General features: G+C 67.4%; 15 protein-coding genes. 6 read left to right on the top strand and 9 right to left on the bottom strand.

The window, feature by feature from the left end:
- Positions 1–171: 171 nt before the first annotated feature.
- Genes E0H73_RS48510 through E0H73_RS39735 form a run of 3 tightly spaced genes read left to right on the top strand, consistent with a single transcriptional unit; the run spans position 172 to position 1622 of the window.
- On the top strand, positions 172–423 hold the full coding sequence (locus E0H73_RS48510; RefSeq protein WP_131365473.1) for a universal stress protein: 252 nt from the start codon (positions 172–174) through the stop codon (positions 421–423).
- Complete coding sequence (locus E0H73_RS39740) at positions 420–1352, top strand: universal stress protein (RefSeq protein WP_131365471.1); 933 nt, start codon at positions 420–422, stop codon at positions 1350–1352. Before E0H73_RS48510 ends, E0H73_RS39740 begins: the two co-directional genes overlap by 4 nt.
- A gap of 30 nt (positions 1353–1382) precedes the next feature.
- On the top strand, positions 1383–1622 hold the full coding sequence (locus E0H73_RS39735) for an SHOCT domain-containing protein (RefSeq protein ID WP_131365469.1): 240 nt from the start codon (positions 1383–1385) through the stop codon (positions 1620–1622).
- 35 nt (positions 1623–1657) lie between these two features.
- On the opposite strand, the gene E0H73_RS39730 is transcribed toward E0H73_RS39735, so the two are convergent.
- Positions 1658–4036 carry a phosphoketolase family protein gene (locus E0H73_RS39730; protein WP_202867794.1) on the bottom strand — a complete coding sequence of 793 codons (2379 nt, stop codon included), beginning with the start codon at positions 4034–4036 and terminating at the stop codon, positions 1658–1660.
- A gap of 124 nt (positions 4037–4160) precedes the next feature.
- Here E0H73_RS39730 and E0H73_RS39725 point away from each other — a divergent pair, with 124 nt between their 5' ends.
- Entirely contained in the window at positions 4161–6863 is a 2703-nt protein-coding gene (locus E0H73_RS39725; RefSeq protein ID WP_131365465.1) for a bifunctional acetate--CoA ligase family protein/GNAT family N-acetyltransferase, read from the top strand.
- A gap of 29 nt (positions 6864–6892) precedes the next feature.
- On the opposite strand, the gene E0H73_RS39720 is transcribed toward E0H73_RS39725, so the two are convergent.
- From E0H73_RS39720 to pta, 4 genes are all read right to left on the bottom strand, one after another.
- Positions 6893–7252, bottom strand: coding sequence for a hypothetical protein (locus E0H73_RS39720; RefSeq protein WP_131365462.1), 360 nt, complete (start codon positions 7250–7252; stop codon positions 6893–6895).
- On the bottom strand, positions 7249–7656 hold the full coding sequence (locus E0H73_RS39715) for a hypothetical protein (protein WP_165556011.1): 408 nt from the start codon (positions 7654–7656) through the stop codon (positions 7249–7251). The genes E0H73_RS39720 and E0H73_RS39715 overlap by 4 nt, the downstream gene beginning before the upstream one ends.
- Before the next feature lie 99 nt (positions 7657–7755).
- Positions 7756–8961, bottom strand: coding sequence for an acetate/propionate family kinase (locus E0H73_RS39710; protein WP_131365461.1), 1206 nt, complete (start codon positions 8959–8961; stop codon positions 7756–7758).
- On the bottom strand, positions 8958–11051 hold the full coding sequence (gene pta, locus E0H73_RS39705) for a phosphate acetyltransferase (protein WP_131365459.1): 2094 nt from the start codon (positions 11049–11051) through the stop codon (positions 8958–8960). Before pta ends, E0H73_RS39710 begins: the two co-directional genes overlap by 4 nt.
- Before the next feature lie 51 nt (positions 11052–11102).
- On the opposite strand from pta, the gene E0H73_RS39700 reads away from it, so the two are divergent.
- A complete protein-coding gene (locus tag E0H73_RS39700) occupies positions 11103–12842 on the top strand; it encodes a GAF domain-containing sensor histidine kinase (protein WP_131365457.1) in 1740 nt (579 codons plus the stop codon).
- A gap of 64 nt (positions 12843–12906) precedes the next feature.
- Here the strand turns inward: E0H73_RS39700 and E0H73_RS39695 are convergent, their stop codons facing one another.
- Positions 12907–14520: a multicopper oxidase family protein gene (locus tag E0H73_RS39695; protein ID WP_165556010.1), complete on the bottom strand. Its 1614-nt coding sequence runs from the start codon at positions 14518–14520 to the stop codon at positions 12907–12909.
- Between the two features lie 121 nt (positions 14521–14641).
- A complete protein-coding gene (locus E0H73_RS39690; protein ID WP_131365454.1) occupies positions 14642–15799 on the bottom strand; it encodes a flavin-containing monooxygenase in 1158 nt (385 codons plus the stop codon).
- Between the two features lie 126 nt (positions 15800–15925).
- Between E0H73_RS39690 and E0H73_RS39685 the strand changes: the two genes are divergently transcribed.
- Entirely contained in the window at positions 15926–16699 is a 774-nt protein-coding gene (locus E0H73_RS39685; RefSeq protein WP_165556009.1) for an HD domain-containing protein, read from the top strand.
- 470 nt (positions 16700–17169) lie between these two features.
- Here E0H73_RS39685 and E0H73_RS39680 read toward each other — a convergent pair whose 3' ends face one another.
- On the bottom strand, positions 17170–17451 hold the full coding sequence (locus E0H73_RS39680) for a hypothetical protein (RefSeq protein WP_131365450.1): 282 nt from the start codon (positions 17449–17451) through the stop codon (positions 17170–17172).
- Positions 17452–17669: 218 nt separating this feature from the next.
- Entirely contained in the window at positions 17670–17906 is a 237-nt protein-coding gene (locus E0H73_RS39675) for a hypothetical protein (RefSeq protein WP_131365448.1), read from the bottom strand.
- Between the last annotated feature and the right edge of the window lie 29 nt (positions 17907–17935).

Genomic DNA, 17935 nt, shown 5'->3' with positions numbered 1-17935 from the left:
GTGGTCGGCGAACCTGCCGCCGGAGAACAACCCGGTGCTGGACGAGCACATCCTCGGCGCGATCACCCTCGTCGCTCTCGCGCTCGTTGCTGCTGGCAACGTGTGGGGCTTCGGTGGCTGGTGGGGCAAGCTCGACATCGTCCGCCGCTACCCGTGGCTGCGGTGACCACAATGACCGTCAGACCGGTTGTCCACGTGGGAGTCGATGGCTCCTGGCGTGACACCGGTGCCCTGGAGTGGGCCTTGCAGGAGTCCTTGCTCAGGCGAGAGCCCCTCCATGTGGTGCACGTGATCGACGAGCGGGTCCGGCACGCACCAGCGGATGGTTCACGTGTGGGACCTGCCCGTGATCTACAGCTGGGACGCCATGAACGTCGCGGGCGTTCGGCACAGGTCTGCAGTGAGAGAGGTAGGGAGAAATGAGTACCTGGAACAGGACCGGACCGGTTGTGGTCGAGGTCGACGGGAGCGCGGAGAATCTGCGGATCGTGGACTACGCGTCCGCCGAGGCGTTGCGGTGCGGTGCCGAGCTCGTGCTGATCGCGCCGTACTCGGCGCACGGCTCGTTCTCGCCGATGATGCCGGGCTATGCGCCGAAGTCGCCGGCCGGGCAGGCGGACGACGCCTTGCGGCGTGCTGTGGCGCATGTGCGGCATCGGCAGGGCTACGCAATGGACATGGCCGCTGTCACCGGGGAGGGTTCGCGGGTGCGGGTCTTGGCGCACGCCGCGCGAGACGCGAGGATGCTGGTGGTCGGCCGATCACGCAGTCGTGGTCCGCAGCGGCTCATGCATACCCACACCACCCTCACACTGGCGAGCCGGGCCGGCTGCCCGGTGGTCGTCGTACCGGCGTCGTGGAAGCCGTGTCTGCTGGATCGCAAGGTTGCCGTCGGCATCGACGGTACGGCGCTGTCGTCCGAGGCGCTGGAGTTCGCGTTCGGTACGGCGGCTGGGCGGGAGGGGGACCTGATCGTCGTCCACGCCGGTCTACCTGCCGAGCACTCCTGGAACGATGAGGATCCGGATCACTCGTGGATCAGCCGGGCTGACCACGTGTTGTCGGAGACCCTGTCGCCGTGGACGAGCAAGTACCCGAACGTCCGGGTCACCCGGTTCCTGAGCAGCCGCCAACCGGCCGCCGCCCTGGTGCACGAGAGCAGCGAGGTCGGCCTGGTCGTCGTCGGCTCCCACGCGGGTCCGTTGCCGGTCGATCCGGTGGCGCGCCGTTCGGTCGCAGCGATGACCTGCCCGGTCGCGATCGTGCCGCACCACCTGAACGCCGCGGAGCAGAGGCGGCTCGAGAAGCTGCGCGACGACCGCCGCGGCGAACTGCTCGTACCGACCTACTGACCAGGAGACGGAGGTAAGGAGGACAGGTCAATGATGCACTCGATGGGTCTCGGCGCAGGATGGATCGCGCTCGGGTTCGCGCTGTGGGCACTGGTTGTCGCGACTGCCGTAGGGGTCGCGGTTCGGGTGATCAACCAGGACCACCCGCGTCCGGCGAGCCTCCCGTCACCCTTGGATCTGCTGGAGCGTCGTCTCGCGGCAGGCGCCATCACCCACGAGCAGTTCGACGAGGCCCGTGCCCGCCTGCGGGAGCACGAACTGGACCTCTGACGGGGATGACAGCCGAAGGGGCAACTTCCGTCCGGTCATGAGGTCGGGCCGTTCCAGCGCCAGTCGCGGACCTCGGGCAGGTCCTCGCCGTGGGCGAGGATGTAGGCGTGGTGCCGGGCTCGCTGGTCGGTCAGCCATTGCCGTACGTCGGCCGCTCGCTGACCGAGACCCGGGATCCGGTCGATGGCGTCCAGGGCGAGGTGGTAGCGGTCCAGGTCGTTGCGCACGACCATGTCGAACGGCGTGGTGGTCGTGCCCTCCTCCTTGTAGCCGCGGACGTGCAGGTTGTGGTGGTTGGTTCGCCGGTAGGTCAGGCGGTGGATCAGCCATGGGTAACCGTGGTACGCGAAGATGATCGGCTTGTCGGTCGTGAAGAGCGCGTCGAAGTCCGCGTCGGACAGACCATGCGGGTGCTCCGACGACGGCTGGAGCCGCATCAGGTCGACCACATTGACGACCCGGATCTTCACCGACGGCAGATGCTCGCGCAGCAGACTGGCGGCGGCGAGCGTCTCCAGGGTCGGTACGTCGCCGGCGCACGCCATCACCACATCCGGCGTACCGTCGTCGTTCGAGGCGAAGTCCCAGATGCCGACACCACGAGCGCAGTGCAGCGCGGCGGCTTCGGCGTCCAGCCAGTCGGCCTGGGGCTGCTTGCCGGCGACAATGACATTGATGTAGTCGCGGCTGCGCAGGCAGTGCTCGGCGGTCGACAGGAGCGTGTTGGTGTCCGGCGGCAGGTAGACGCGAATGACCTCGGCCTTCTTGTTCACCACGTGATCGATGAAGCCTGGATCCTGGTGCGAGAAGCCGTTGTGATCCTGCCGCCAGACGTGGGAGGTCAAGAGGTAGTTGAGGGACGGGATCGGCCGTCGCCAGGGTAGCGTCCGGGTGACCTTGAGCCATTTGGCATGCTGATTGACCATCGAGTCGACGATGTGGACGAAGGCCTCGTAGCAGGAGAACCAGCCGTGCCGGCCGGTGAGGAGGTATCCCTCCAGCCAGCCCTGGCAGGTGTGCTCGCTGAGGATCTCCATCACCCGGCCGTCGACCGCCAGGTGTTCGTCGGTCGGCAGCACGTCGGCGTTCCAGGCCTTGCCGGTGACGTCGTAGAGCGCGTCGAGCCGGTTGGAGGCGGTCTCGTCCGGGCCGAAGACCCGGAAGTTGCGATGGGCAAGGTTGTTGCGCATGACGTCACGCAGGTAGTCACCGAGGATCCGGGTCGGCTCATGGTCGGAGCGGCCGGGAGCCGGCACCGGCACGAAGTACTCGCCGAGTTCGGGCAGCTCGAGGTCCTGGCTGAGCAGTCCACCGTTGCTGTGCGGACTGGATCCCATCCGGCGGTCCCGGGACGGCACCTGTGCCAGCAGCTGATCCACCGGGCGACCCTCGGCATCGAACAGTTCGTCCGGCCGGTAGCTCTGGAGCCAGTCCTCGAGCAGACGCAGGTGCTCGGGCGACGTCCGTACCCCTGCGAGCGGGACCTGATGTGATCGCCACGTCCCTTCGACGGGTACGCCGTCCACCTCGCGTGGACCGGTCCAGCCCTTGGGGGTGCGCAGAACGATCATGGGCCAGCGGCGGCGGGGCGTTCCCGTCTGGGCGCGGGCCTCGGCCTGGATGGAGGCGATCTCGTCGAGAGCCCGGTCGAGGGTCAGCGCCAGGGCTTGGTGGACGTGCTCGGGTTCGTCGCCCTCGACGAGGTACGGCGTGTAGCCGTAGCCCTCGAGCAGCCGGGTCAGTTCGTCGTCGCCGATGCGCGCCAGCACCGCGGGGTTCGCGATCTTGTACCCGTTGAGGTGCAGGATCGGGAGCACGGCGCCGTCGGTACGTGGGTCGAGGAACTTGTTGGAGTGCCACGACGTGGCCAGCGGCCCGGTCTCGGCCTCGCCGTCGCCGATCACGCAGGCGACCACGAGTTCGGGGTTGTCGAGAACGGCGCCGTACGCGTGGCTGAGCGAGTAGCCCAGCTCGCCGCCTTCGTGGATCGAGCCGGGCAGTTCAGGCGCGACATGGCTCGGAATGCCGCCAGGAAAGGAGAACTGGCGGAACAGCCGCTCCATGCCGCTCGCGTCGCGCGAGACGTCCGGATAGGTCTCGCTGTAGCTGCCTTCGAGCCAGGTGTTGGCCGCGATGGCCGGTCCGCCGTGGCCGGGACCGATGACGTACACCATGGTCAGGTCGCGGCGCCGGATGGCCCGGTTCAGGTGGACGTAAAGCAAATTGAGACCGGGCGTCGTACCCCAGTGCCCGAGGAGGCGCGGCTTGACGTGCTCCGGCCGCAACGGCTCCTGGAGCAGTGGGTTGGTGAGGAGGTAGATCTGCCCGACGGACAGATAGTTGGCCGCCCGCCAGTAGGCATCGAGATCGGACAGTTCCCCGGCGGACAGCGGCTTTCCGGTCAGTTCATCCATGGCCTTCAGCTTCGCCGCCGGCCGGCGGTCAGTCCAGAGGCAAAGGGCCTGCCCGGCGGGCCCCAACGACTCTGGACCGGTCGGCCCGTCCGCTATGGGCTTGTAGGTGTCGGAGGGAGACGTGATGACGGCGGTCGGACAGACGGGTGTACGGTCCGGCTCGGGCTGGGACGTGCTGGCGTCGGACGGGTCGGTGGTCCGGATTCGTCCCGTTCGGGACAACGACGAACCGGCGCTGAACGCCATGAACGAGCGCGTGTCGGACCGATCGATCTATCTGCGGTTCTTCGGGATCAGCCGGTCGCTGGCATCCGAGCACACGCATCACCTCGCGACAGCCCACGACGATCATGTCGCCCTGGTGGCGGAGTACGGCGACCGGGTGGTCGGGGTGGCGAGCTACGAGCTACTGCGCCCCGGCGAGGCGGAGATGGCCTTCCTGCTGGAGGACTCCGTGCACGGCCGGGGGATCGGCACCCTACTGCTCGAGCAGCTCGCTGCGGTCGCGCGCGAAAACGGCATCGAGAAGCTGCGAGCGGACACGCTGGCCGAGAACGCCGGAATGCTGAGGGTGTTCGCGGACTCTGGGTTCGACCAGGTTCGCAGGCTCGACAGTGGCGTTGTCGAGCTGGTGCTGGACACGGCGTACGGACCGTCGACCCTGGAGCGGATGGCTGATCGGGAGCGGGCCGCCGAGGAGCGGTCACTGCACGGCATGTTCTCCCCTCGCGGGGTCGCGGTGATCGGTGCCGGCCGCAAGCCCGGCGGGATCGGGCACGAGGTCGTCCGCAACATCGTCAACGGCAGCTTCACCGGAGCGGTGTACGCCGTCAATCCCCACGCGGACCGGGTGGCGGACCTGCCGGCGTACCCGTCGGTGGTGGACGTGCCCGGTGTGGTTGATCTCGCGGTGATCGCGGTTCCCACCGACCAGGTCCGGCAGGTGCTGAGTGAGTGCGGGGCCAAGGGGGTCTCGGGCGCCGTGGTGCTGACGGCGGGATTCTCGGAGCTCGGTGCGGCCGGCCGGAAGGACCAGTTGGACATCCTGGAGATCGCCCGCCGGCACAGCATCCGGCTGGTCGGGCCGAACTGCCTCGGCCTGGTGAACACCGACCCCTCGATCAGTCTGAACGCCACCTTCGCCGAGGTGTCGCCGACGCCCGGTTCACTCGCGATCGCGGCACAGTCCGGTGCCGTCGGAGTGGCGGTGCTGGACCAGGCCGGACGGACCGGCCTGGGGATCTCGGAGTTCGTCTCGCTGGGCAACAAAGTCGATGTCAGCGGCAACGACATGCTGCTGCACTGGTGGGGTGACCGGCGTACGTCGGTGATCGGGCTGTACCTGGAGTCGTTCGGGAACCCGCGGAAGTTCGGCGGACTGGCCCGATTGGTCGGCCGGACGAAGCCGATCCTGGTGGTGAAGGGTGGCCGCTCGGCGAGCGGACGGAGGGCCGGCGCCTCGCACACGGCTGCCGCGGCGACTCCCGAGACAGCAGTGGATGCGCTGTTCGCACAGTCGGGAGTCCTCCGGATGGACACCGTCGAAGAACTCGTCGAGACCGCCCGGGTACTGGCCGCGCGCCCGCTGCCTGCCGGCCGCCGGCTCGCCGTGGTCGGGAACGCCGGTGGCGCCGGAGTGCTCGCGGCGGACGCGGCAGGTCGACTCGGGCTGGAGCTGCCGGAGCTCAGCGAGCCGGTGCAGCGTGAGCTCACGGGTGCCGGGGCGGTAGGCAGTGGAAATCCTGTCGATCTCGGAGCCGCGGCCTCGCCCACGAGCCTGGCACACGCGCTCCGGACGATCGTCGACAGCGGTGAGGTCGACTGTGTGCTCGTGTGCTACGCAGCCACGCGAGCCGGCCGGGTCGAGGACATCTACGAGTCGATCGCGGGGGCCGCAGTCGATGCCGAGCTGCCGATCATCGTGAACTGCGTCGGGTCGAGCAAGCCCACACCGGAGATACCACTGACCGACGGCCGTCGCCTGCCGGTGTTTCCCTTCCCGGAGAGCGCTGTGCGAGCGCTGGCCCACGCGGTTGGATATGCGGAGTGGCGAGCCCGTCCGCAAGGCGTCGTACCAGCTGTGGGCCGCGTGGATACTGCCGGTGCGCGTGCCGTGGTCCGGCGCCTTCTCGGACAGCATCCTGAGGGTGGCTGGCTGGAGCCTTTGCACGCCGAGCAGTTGCTCCGATGCGCGGGTGTCCCGGTGATTCCGGTCGTCGCCGCGTCGAACCGGGAGCAGGCGATCGCGGCGGCGGACGCGGCCGGCTGTCCGGTGGCATTGAAGACCGCTGCACCCGGCGTCCTCCACAAGACCGACATCGGTGCTGTGCGCACCGGGCTGGCCGGTCCGTTGCAGTGCGCAACGGCGTACGACGAGGTCACCGCAGCGGCCGGCGATCCGAGGGTCGTCGTTCAAGCGATGGCGCCGACTGGGACCGAGCTGGTCATCGGCGTGGTCCGGGACAGGCTGTTCGGCCCGCTGCTGATGGCGGGCAGCGGTGGAGTCCTGACCGACCTGCTCGCCGATCGTCAGTGGCGAGGTCTGCCGCTGACCGACTTCGACGCGGGCGACATGGTTCGGTCGTTGCGGTCTGCTCCGCTGCTGGCCGGCTACCGCGGTGCGAAGGCCGCCGACGAGGCTGCGGTCCTGGACGTGATCCATCGCATCGCCTGGCTCGCGGCCCTCGTTCCCGAGCTCGCCGAGCTCGACATCAACCCGTTGATCGCCGCGCCCTCCGGTGCGTTCGCGGTCGACGTCCGGATGCGGCTCGCACCGGCAACGCCCGAACCCGACTGGTACGCACGCCGGATGCGCACCGATGGGTGATCAGCGCGGTGCTCAGGGGGTGAGACTGGCTATCGGACGGCGTCGGCGGTCCGCTCGAAGCGGAGGGCGAGACGAGCGAGAGCGTGGAGCTCGGCCAGCGTCTCGCTGATCTCCTGGCGACAGGTGTCCGGGTGGACCGTTCTGAGGAGGTCGTCGCGGAGGTCCTGGAGCCGGTCGATGCGGTGCACGATTTCGTCTCCCACGATTGCCTCGTACGGGCGCGCGTTCGTGAGACTCGGCAGGATGCGGACGCGGAAGGCGGTGATCGTGCGGGACGCTTCGGCGAGGCGGCGCTCTTCGAGGAACCAGTTCTCGGCGACGTTGGTCTCCGCGATGGTGTCGAGCTGGGCCTCCCACCGCTCGATCTCTTGCTGCAGCGAGGTGGTCATGACTGCTCCTTGGTGGACAGGAATTCGGCGACCGGCCGACGAGCGGTGCCGCTGTCGGGCCGGCGGGCGCGTTCGGCCCGGCGGTGCCAGTCGTGGATCTCGCGCAGGTCGGAGTCGAGGACGAGGTCGAGTACGGCGTGAACCTCAGGTTCGCCGAGCCAGGTTCCGTAGCCGAGGGATGCGGCGGCGCAGCGGAGATTGAAGGTGGCTGCGCCGGCGGCGATACGCATCGCTCGGCCGGTCGGGTCTTCGGCGGGTAGCGTGCGGGAGCCGTCGAGGAACAGGTCGATGACGTGGCCGCTGACCTCGAACCGCCAGGGCTGGGTGTTGTGCATGCTCGGTGCGGCGACGGCCGCTGTGAGCAGGACGTCGATGTGTTCTGCCGACAACTGTTGCTCGGACACCGGAGGCTCCTCCCACTGGTACGCCTTGACTTCAGCGTGACCGGCGGGAGGACGCCCGCGCTGCAGGCAAGAGTCCCGCTTTGCCGGGCCTTTCGACTGTCAGTCGCCGTGGCGGGAGCGCACGAGGCCGAGTGCCTCGCGGGCTATCTGCCACTCCTCGTTGGTCGGGACGACGAAGACCGACACCTCACTGTCGTCGGTGGAGATGCGGCGGGCTTCGGTCGATCGGGCGACATTGCGGTCGTTGTCGAGGACGATGCCGAGGCGTTCCAGGCCCCGGAGCGACGCGGCTCGCACCTCGGGTGAGTGTTCTCCCACGCCGGCAGTGAAGACGACGGCGTCGACGGTTCCCAGGACTGCGTAGTACGCGCCGACGTACTTGCGGATCCGGTGGCAGTAGACGTCGAAGGCCAGCCCGGCACCCTCGTCTCCGTTCGCGCGCAGTCGCGCCAGTTCGCGGAAGTCGTTCTCGCCGGCGAGGCCCTTGAGCCCTGATGCGGAGTTGAGGTCGTGCTCGATCTCCTCGGCCGTGAGACCCAGCTTGCGGGACAGATATGCGGGGACGGCAGGGTCGATATCTCCGGAGCGGGTGCCCATCACGAGGCCTTCCAATGGAGTCAGTCCCATCGAGGTCTCGACCGATCGGCCGGCCTCGACCGCCGATGCCGAACAGCCGTTGCCGAGGTGCAGCACGATGACATTCACGTTCGTCGCATCCCGGCCGAGAAGTCGCGCGGCCTCCTGGGAGACGAACGCGTGTGAGGTGCCGTGGAATCCGTACCGGCGCACGCCGTGCTCTTCGCGCCAGCTCAACGGTACGGCGTAGGTGTACGCCGGTGGCGGCAGCGTCTGGTGGAAGGCGGTGTCGAACACCGCGACCTGTGGCAACTGGGGGAACAGCCGGCGGGCGACCCGGATTCCTTCGAGGTTGGCCGGGTTGTGCAACGGTGCGAGGGGCACCAGATCGGTGACCGCGGCGATCACTTCGTCGTCGACCAGCGTCGGGGCGGCGAACCGGGATCCGCCATGGACGACGCGGTGGCCGATCGCCCCGATCTCGACCTCCGCGAGCGATGGCCCGTAGGTGCCGAAGGCATCGATCGCCGCGCGGAGTGCGTCCTCGTGGGTGGGAATGGACGCTGTGTGCTCGGCCTCGCCGCCGGGGCCGCGGTGGATGTGGCGTCCCTGGCTCTCGCCGATTCGCTCGATCAGACCGGCGGCGGGCGCCTTGCCGGTCGAGGCGTCAACCAGGCTGTACTTGAGCGATGACGATCCGGCGTTGATGACGAGAACATGGTCGTTCATTGGATCCCGCCTTCGACGTCGCGGTTCTGAGCCTGGACGGCGGTGATCGCGATGGTGTTGACGATGTCGCGCACAGTTGCTCCGCGGGAGAGGTCGTTGACGGGCTTGCGTAGTCCTTGCAGAACGGGCCCCACCGCGACGGCGTTTGCCGAGCGCTGAACTGCCTTGTAAGTGTTGTTGCCGGTGTTGAGATCGGGGAACACGAACACGGTCGCCCGGCCGGCCACCGGCGAGCCGGGAAGTTTGGTCCGTGCCACCGCGCTGTCGATCGCCGCGTCGTACTGGATCGGCCCGTCGACCGGGAGCTCGGGGGCGCGCTCGCGGACGATGGCGGTTGCCTTCGACACCTTCTCCACATCGGTTCCGGTCCCTGAGGTGCCGGTGGAGTAAGACAGCATCGCCACTCGTGGCTCGATGCCGAAGGCAACTGCCGTGGTGGCGGACGAGATGGCGATGTCCGCGAGTTGCTCCGCGGTGGGATCGGGATTGACCGCGCAGTCGCCGTAGACCAGGACCTGGTCTTGCAGGCACATGAAGAACACCGACGACACGACGGACACGCCTGGCACGGTCTTGACGAGCTGGAGCGCGGGGCGGATCGTGTGGGCTGTTGTATGGGCGGCACCGGACACCATGCCGTCGGCCAGGCCGAGTTGGACCATCATGGTCCCGAAGTACGAGACGTCCTTGACGAGCTCCCGGGCGTTGTCGATGTCGACTCCGCGGTGCTGACGCAGCCGGTGCAGCTCTTCCGCCAGCCGCTCACTGAGCGGGTCCTGCTCGGGGTCGACCAGGCGCGCAGCGGCGATGTCGACTCCGAGTCCTGCAGCCTTGACGCCGATCGCCACCGGGTTGCCCAGCAGGGTCAGGTCGGCAACACCTCGCCGGAGTACTACGTCTGCGGCCCGCAGGATGCGCTCCTCCTCGCCCTCCGGAAGCACGATGTGCCGAGGGTGGGCAACCGCTTCGTCGACCAGTTGGTGCTCGAACATCAACGGCGTGACAGTCTCGCTGCGGGAGACGTCCAGTTGATCGAGCAGCGACTCGCCGTTCACATGGTGCTCGAACAGCGACAGGGCCGCATCGACCTTGCGGGGCGAGTCCTTGGTCAGCCGGCCACGGACGCTGGTCAAGGCTGCGGACGTGGCCTGAGTGTCGAGGGCGGTATCGACGATGGGCAGAGCCACTCCCAGGCCGTCGATGAGCCGTTGCACCTGTTCCGGTAGGACGAATCCACCGTTCAGGAAGATGGCGGAGATGCGCGGGAAGTTGAGCGAGACGTGGGCCATCAGGACGCCGAGAACCACCTCCGGGCGGTCGCCGGCCGTCACCACCGCGGCGCCGTCGAACAATCTGTCCAGCACGTTCGGCATCGTCATTCCGGCGACGACGAGCCCGGTGACCTCCCGGGACAGTAGGTCGGGGTCGCCGCTCGTCAGCCGGCCGTTGACCGCGGGCAGGAGGTCGGCGACGGTGGGTTGGGTCAGTAGCGGCTCCTCCGGGAGTGCGAAGGCCTGACCGCCGGCGCCGGCCAGCGTGGCCACGGTTTCGGCCAGCCGGTGCGGGGCGACGCGATTGGCTACCACGGCCGCGAGTGAGCCGTGGTTGGCCCGCAGCTCCCCGGCCGCCATGTCGGCGATCGCCCGGAGGTCCTGCGGGTTGCGCTCATAGCCGTTCAGAACGAGCAGAACCGGCGTACCCAGGTTGGCGGCGATCTTGGCGTTGTACGAGAACTCGGTCGGAGTGCCCACGTCGGTGTAGTCGCTGCCGACCACCAGTACGGCGTCGGCGCGGTCGGCCACCTCGTGATAGCGCTGCACGATGACATCGAGCGCGGCATCGGGATCCGCATGCACCTGCTCGTAGGTCACGCCGAGACAGTCGTCGTAGGTCAGCTCGACCGCCTCGTGAGCGGTCAGCAGGTCCAGGACATAGTCACGGCCTCCGTGTGTCGCCGTGTCCGGACGAACGATCGGACGGAAGACAGCCACACGTTCGACCCGGCGCGACAGCTGCTGCAGCAGGCCCAGAGCGACGGTGGACTTGCCGGTGGACCCCTCCACCGAGGCGATGTAGACACTGCTCCCCATGGATGAACCCTAAGCTGGTAGCGGTGGAGAGGTCTCCCTAGGCTGGGGGTCGTGCCCGTGCCCGAAGATCACAGCGGTACGTCGTGGGATCGGGGCGCGCTCGGCGACACCGGGTTGTCGCGGGTACGGCTCGAGGCGTTGCTGCAGGAACTGGTCGGCAGGGTCGACGAGATCATGGACACCCAGGAGCGGCTCCGGGCACTCCTCGACGCCGTCGTCGGCATCGGTGCCGACCTCGACCTGAACAGCACACTGGACCGGATCGTCACCGCGGCGTGCGAACTGGTCGGAGCCCGCTACGGCGCGCTGGGAGTCGTCCGGCCCGACGGCAAGCGGCTGTCGCGTTTCATCACTCATGGGGTCGACGACGAGCAGATCGCTGAGATCGGTCCCTATCCCGAGGGGCACGGCATCCTGGGGCTGTTGATCGACCATCCCGAGCCGCTGCGGCTGACGGACCTGGCTGGTCACCCCAGGTCGTACGGCTTCCCGCCCAACCACCCGCCGATGAAGTCGTTCCTGGGCGTCCCGATCCGGACGAGGGAGCGGGCGTACGGGAATCTGTACCTGACGGAGAAGAGCGACGGCAGCGACTTCACCGAGGACGACGAACGTACCGTCCAGGCACTTGCCGCGGCAGCCGGTGTGGTGGTCGACAACGCGCGCCTGTACGCCGATACCGAGCGCCGCCGACGGTGGCACGAGGTCACCGCGGAGATCACGCAGTTCATGCTCGACGAGTTCGACCCGCAGGAAAGTCTGGATCTCGTCGCGCGCAGGGCCCGCGAGGTGTCGGCATCGCGAGTCGGTGCGATCCTGCTCCACCTGGATGACGAGCTGGTCGTCCAGGCACTCGACGCGCCCCCGGTCATCGGGCCGTACCTCGAACGCAGAATCCCGGTGGACCACCCGATCGTCGCCGATCTGCTCGACGGCGATCACCGGGTCGTCATCGAGGATCTGACGCAGTTCCTGAAGGATTGCGGCCTGCTGTCCCAGCTTCCCGAGCTGGGAGGTCTGGGCCGCACGATCATCGCTCCGCTGCCGGCGGGCCTGAACCACGCCGGCGGTGCTCTGGTCGTCGCCGCGGATCAGGGAACCGCACTGGCTGTCACGCCGGGAACCGATCTGCTCGAGATGTTCGCCAACCAGACCACTGTCGCGCTCGACCGTGCACAAGCCCGGCGCGACCAGGCCGCCCTCGCGGTTCTCGAGGATCGCGATCGGATCGCCCGCGATCTGCACGACCTCGTCATCCAGCGACTGTTCGCCACCGGTCTGCAGTTGCAAGGCATGCAGCGCACGCTTCAGCCGCAGGCCCAGGAGCGGGTCGCACGGGCGGTGCAGGACATCGACGCCACCATCGCGGATCTTCGCTCCGCGATCTTCGAGCTGCACCATCATCCGGGGCGGGAGTCGCTTCGCGCCGGCATCACAGCACTCGTCGCGGAGTACGCCGAAACCCTTGGATTCCGGCCGCAGCTCACTGTCACAGGTCCGGTCGACACCGCCGTCCCGGCCGAAGCCTGGGACGAGCTGCTTGCCGTCTTGCGGGAGGCGCTGTCCAACATCGTCCGCCATGCCGGAGCCGGCTCGGTGGCCGTCGACATCTCGGTCACCGGCGAGGAACTCCTCCTGCGTGTCGCCGACGACGGTGGTGGCATCGGCGCCGCTGACCGGGACAGCGGACTGCGGACCTTCCGCGAGCGCGCGGCCGGCCTGCGCGGTTCGGTACGCCTCGGCTCGAACGAACCGCACGGCACGGTCCTCGAGCTCCGCGCCCCGATCTGACCGACCGCCGGTCGAACACTTCGGCGTACGGCGACGTGTGCAGCTGACCACGCACTGCTACGGGCTAGGGGTCGACGGTGAAGCTGAACATCATTCCGCTCTCGTGGTGTTCGGCGATGTGGCAGTGGGCCATCCAGAGACCGGGGTTGGTCACGTCGAGGAGGATGTCGACGGTTTCGCCGGTACGCACGAGAACGGTGTCCTTCCAGACGAGATTGGGCTCGACGGTGTCGTCGCGGCTCATGACCAGGAAGCGGCCCGCGCCGTGGATGTGGAAGGGGTGGTGCATCGGGTGGTCGGAGTCCATTTCGTTGACCAGCCTGATCTTCACCTGATCGCCGACGTTGAAATGCCAGTCGATCGCATGGTTCTCCTCACCGGTGCTGCGGTCGACGAGCTTCCAGCGCATGTTGGCCGGTGTCGTGATCCGGTTGACCTCGACCATGTCGTCTTCCCACTCGATGCCACCTGTCGCCTCATGGCTGTGACCGCCTGCGTGGCCGTGCTGGTCCGTCGCATGATGCTGTGCATGCGTGGGGTCGTCGCCGTGGTGTTCTTGGGCCTGGCCGACGAGTTGCGACGGCATCAGCTTCATCCCGCACTCGGGGCAGCGGTCTGGTGAGTCGCTCACGACGTCGGGATGCATCGGGCAGGTGTAGGTGGCCGCGACGGCAACCAGTTTCATGCCGCAATGCGGGCATCGGCCCTGGTCGGAGGTGATGACTTCGGAGTGCATGGGGCAGGAGTAGACGATGGGGCCGTCGGGTACGCCCATGTCCATTTCAGCCACGAACGCGAGCGTCTTGTCCGGCGCCACAGCGCGGTACCGGTCGAGCCGATCCCGTTCGGCTGTCATGTCGGCGTTGGTGCGAAGGACCTCGAACTGCTTGGTCAGCTCAGGCTCGGCCGCGGTCTCGCGAACAGTGACTGACGCCAGGGGATAGGTGCGCTCCGGATGCCGATGCTCGAGGGTCACCGTTCCAGGCTGATCGAACTGGACGTCGACGACGATCCGCTCTGACGGCGCGAGCATCACCTCAGTCACGAAGGCTTCCTGCTCGACCCTGCCGCTGTCACCACCTACCAGCTTCATCCGGGCCGTGTCGAAGCCGACATTGAAGACCCGCGTGTTGGCCGTATTGGTGAGGTAGAAGCGGACCACCTCCCCGAGGTCGGCCGACAGTTCAACGGTGACGTCACCGTTGATGAGCATGGTGTCGCCGAACCGCCCCATCGCCACGTACGTCGTCTCGGTGCGGCTGAACGACGCGATCTGGCCGTTCTCGAGCAGCACGTCGTCGAGGGTGATCAGCTCCTCGCGGTTCACCGGGGGCCAGTAGCCGGGGTCCGACGGGACGACCAGGATGTTGCCGTACAGGCCCATCTCCTGGCCGTAGTCCTCGCGGATGTGGGGGTGGTACCAGTACAGGCCGGGATCGTGGAACTGCAGTCGATAGCTGAAGCTCTGGCCCACCTGCATCGGTGTCTGGGTTTCGTGGGTCCCGTCGTACGCGTTCTGCAACCGCAGTCCGTGCCAGTGCACGGTGGCCTCGGTGTCGGCCTCGTTGGTCACGTTGATGACCACTTCCGAACCCTGCTGGACCCGCATGGTTGGTCCCGGCACCGACCCGTTGTACGCAAGCATGCGCACGGCCGCATCGCCCAGCCGTTTGACCATCGGAGCGATCCGCAGGTCGAACGCTTCTCCGTTTGCGAGAGAGACGATCTCGGATGGCCGGGATTCTGGAAGGTCACGGATGTCGGCGGGGAAGTTTCCGTGATTCTCACTTCCGGGGTGGTCACTGTGGCTCGACATGATTGCGCTTCTCCTGAGTTTCTCCGACCTCGGGGTGTTCACGATTGGCTGCATCTGGCGGCGGTTTGCGGCCGTCGGCCAGGATTTGGATCTGTGCGGCGATGTACTCGGCGTCGTCCTTCACCCAGCCGAGCAACGCCGAGCCGCGGGTGTGTTGCCAATACAGGCCGAGAAAGTAGAGTCCCGGCAGGTTGGTCACTCCTCTGCGGTGGCGGACCCGTCCTCCGGAATCCAGTACCGGAGCGTCGATCCAGGAGTAGTCGGGCTGGTATCCGGTTGCCCATACGACTGCGTCGACGTTGAGTTGGGTACCGTCAGCGAAGTTCACGGTGTTGTTCGACGCGCTGACCGCTCTCGGATGCAGGCCGACCCCGAGACGTCTGAGCTGCCTTGGGCTTGAACCGATGAGTGTGTCCCGCTCGCTCAGCCGGCGCCCGAGGCGTGAATCGACAGTCATGGTGAGTAACCCTGTCTTGGTGAGCCACCAGAACAGGTCGCGGCGCCAAACTTTCTGGGGCAGCGGCGTTTGCTTTGAGCCGACCGAGAGGTGAACCGCATGTGTGCTGGTGAGCTCCGTCGCGATCTGGAAACCGGTATTGCCCCCACCGACAACCAGCACGGTCCCCGCCGGGATGTCCCGCGGTCGCCGGTACCCCGTGCTGTGCATCTGGAAGACCTCAGGACCGAGCTGACCGGCCAGCGCCGGCGTTAGCGGCAGATGGAATGGACCGGTGGCCACCACGACCTGGTCGGCCCTCAGACTCCTGCCGTTGCACTCGAGCTGAAACCCATCGTCGATCTGGGTCAGTGACTTGACGGCACTGTTCAGAACCACTGGGAGCTTGTAGGTCTCCGCGTACGCCTTCAGATATGAGGCCACCTCGTCACGAGTCGGGTAACCGTCGGGATCCCCCGGGAAGACCGCTCCCGGGAGTGCGTCATACCGGCGCGGTGTGAACAGGGCAAGCGAATCCCACCGGTCCCGCCAGGCTGCACCCACCGTGTCGGCGGCCTCCAGGATCATGAACCGGCGACCCTGACGGGCCAGAAAGAACCCGATCGCCAGCCCAGCCTGGCCCGCACCCACCACGATGACCTCCACGCGGTCATCATCAGGCGGGATGCGCGGTGTCTCGGCCATGCTGGCAGTTTCCGCTCTACGGGTCGGTGGTGTCGAGACGTCGGCGTACGGCGTATGCCGCGGGCCGCCTGCGCCTCTGACTCCGAACGCTCTACTCTGACACCATCGACGAATGGTGAGATTCGCATGAACCATCCAGCGACCGACGCCCGAATCGGCTCCATCGGTTGGACCGAGCGCACCGGTGGTGTGTTGACGGTCCGCGAACGCATCTCGCTGGCCCGGCCGCTACTGCGCAGCCACGGCCGCATCATCGTCGGCCGCCTGGCGATGGCCACTCGAACACATTCGGGGCGCCGGAACTCGGTGGAACCAGACGCCCTGGTCCCACCGGATTCGTTGCTGGCACGAGACGCCGAGGCTGCTGCTCAGGACCTCCTGACACCGGCGTTGCTCAACCACTCACGTCGTGCGTACGCCTGGGGTGCAGCCATCGCCGCACTCGACAGGGTCGAGTTCGATCACGAATTGCTGTACGTCGCCGCGCTGTTTCACGACACCGGCCTGCCGAGCCCGGTCCCCGACGTCGACTTCACGGTCCGGAGCGCGGCACTGGCGCGCGAGTTCACTGACCGCCACGACGTACCAGAGGTCCAACGCGAGCTCGTGACGAATGCGATTGCCATGCACCACACCCCAGGTGTCGGTGTTGAATCCGGTGCCGAAGCCTTCCTGCTTTCCGCCGGCGCAGCCGTTGATGTGTTCGGGCTGCGCAGCAATGAAGTACCCGACGCAGTTCGCAAGACAGTCGTCCAGGACTACCCACGCGTCGGCTTCAAACGGGAGTTCGCCGGGCTGTTCCGAGCCGAAGCCAAGCAGGTTCCGCATGGTCGCGCCTGGTACCTACACCGCTTCGCGCTCAGCGACGTGACAATCAGGCTCGCCCCCTTCCACGAATAAGAACGCCGCCGACCGGCGCCGGGCCGAGCGCATCTCCGGCATGCGCATCAGGTAAGCAGCCCACGCACGCTACGCAAGCGCTCCGTCGCTCCGCTCCTCCCGCGCCTGCTTCGCGCGCTCCCACCCACCCCCGGCTCATCGCCGTCCTTCCCCGTTGCCGGCTACCGCCGGCGCCTTGCGCGCTACCGCGCGCCATTGACCGCCCCGTGGTTGAGGCAGGGCGGGATGTGTGAGCGGACTCGTGCCCGCGGCTCAGCGTCGGGGGGCTGGAAGTGGTCGACCTCTCGTCAGCATCGGATCGACCATCGCGACACTGCTTGCTGTTCTCGCTGCGCTGGCGGAAGTGCGCCGCACTCGCCACGGGACGGTGATGGGCGTGCGGTGCTGGACGAGGGCGCGGTCGCCGGAAGCGGTCGTGCGCCGGAGGCGGCGGCGTTCCCGCTGCTACCTGGTCCGGTGTTGAGGGTCCACTAGATTGCGGCGAGTAGTGCGGTTGCTATTCCGGCGCTCACCATGGCCAGAGCGGCGACCTGTGCCCACAGTGCAACTTCGATCCAGTGTGCTTTGGCGTCGCTGCCCGCCCGGAGGGTCTCTATCGTGATGATGTTTCCCTTGGTGATGGCGCGGCGAGCATCCTGATCCGTGGCCTGCCAGGCCGCGGGATCATTCCTCCACTTCCGGAGCTGATCGGTTGTGACGACGTCATATCTCTTGAGCCGGTTGGCCATCAATCCACAGAAGGCGGCGGTCACAAATCCGACCAGTCCAAGTGTCAGGAGAATGACGGTTGCGGCGTGGGGTGAGCGCGGTGACGATCGCACCGATCGCGAAGACCAGCGTCAGGAGCGTCCCTGAGGTCGTCAGAATGGCGACACCGCGGGTGTCCAGAGAAGCCCTCCGCTCGCGCTCAGGTTTGACCTCGGCCTCGACAAAGGTGCTGAAGACATCGCCCCCAGTCGTCATCGGTTGCTCAACGCCCGGACTCGGGATCATCGGCTGTCGAGCCACCTGGCGTCTTCTCCCCGTGTGGTTTGCGTTCTTGACGGAATTCCTGCTGGATCTGCTCGCGGATCTCCTCGCGTAGTTCGTCGATGATCTCCGCGGTCTTGTCGACCACAGCGGCGTCTCCGCCCGGCGTCTCATGGCCCGGGTTGAATCCCCGGATCGGTCCCGTTTTGACATCGTCCGGGTCGAAATCGTTGCTCATTGCGTTGCCTACCCCCTGCCAGTTGGCGG

Origin of the sequence: Kribbella pittospori (assembly GCF_004331465.1) — a bacterium.
GTDB classification, from domain to species: domain Bacteria; phylum Actinomycetota; class Actinomycetes; order Propionibacteriales; family Kribbellaceae; genus Kribbella; species Kribbella pittospori.
The sequence above is the reverse complement of the archived record's forward strand: the minus strand, read 5'-3'. Positions and strand labels throughout refer to the sequence as shown.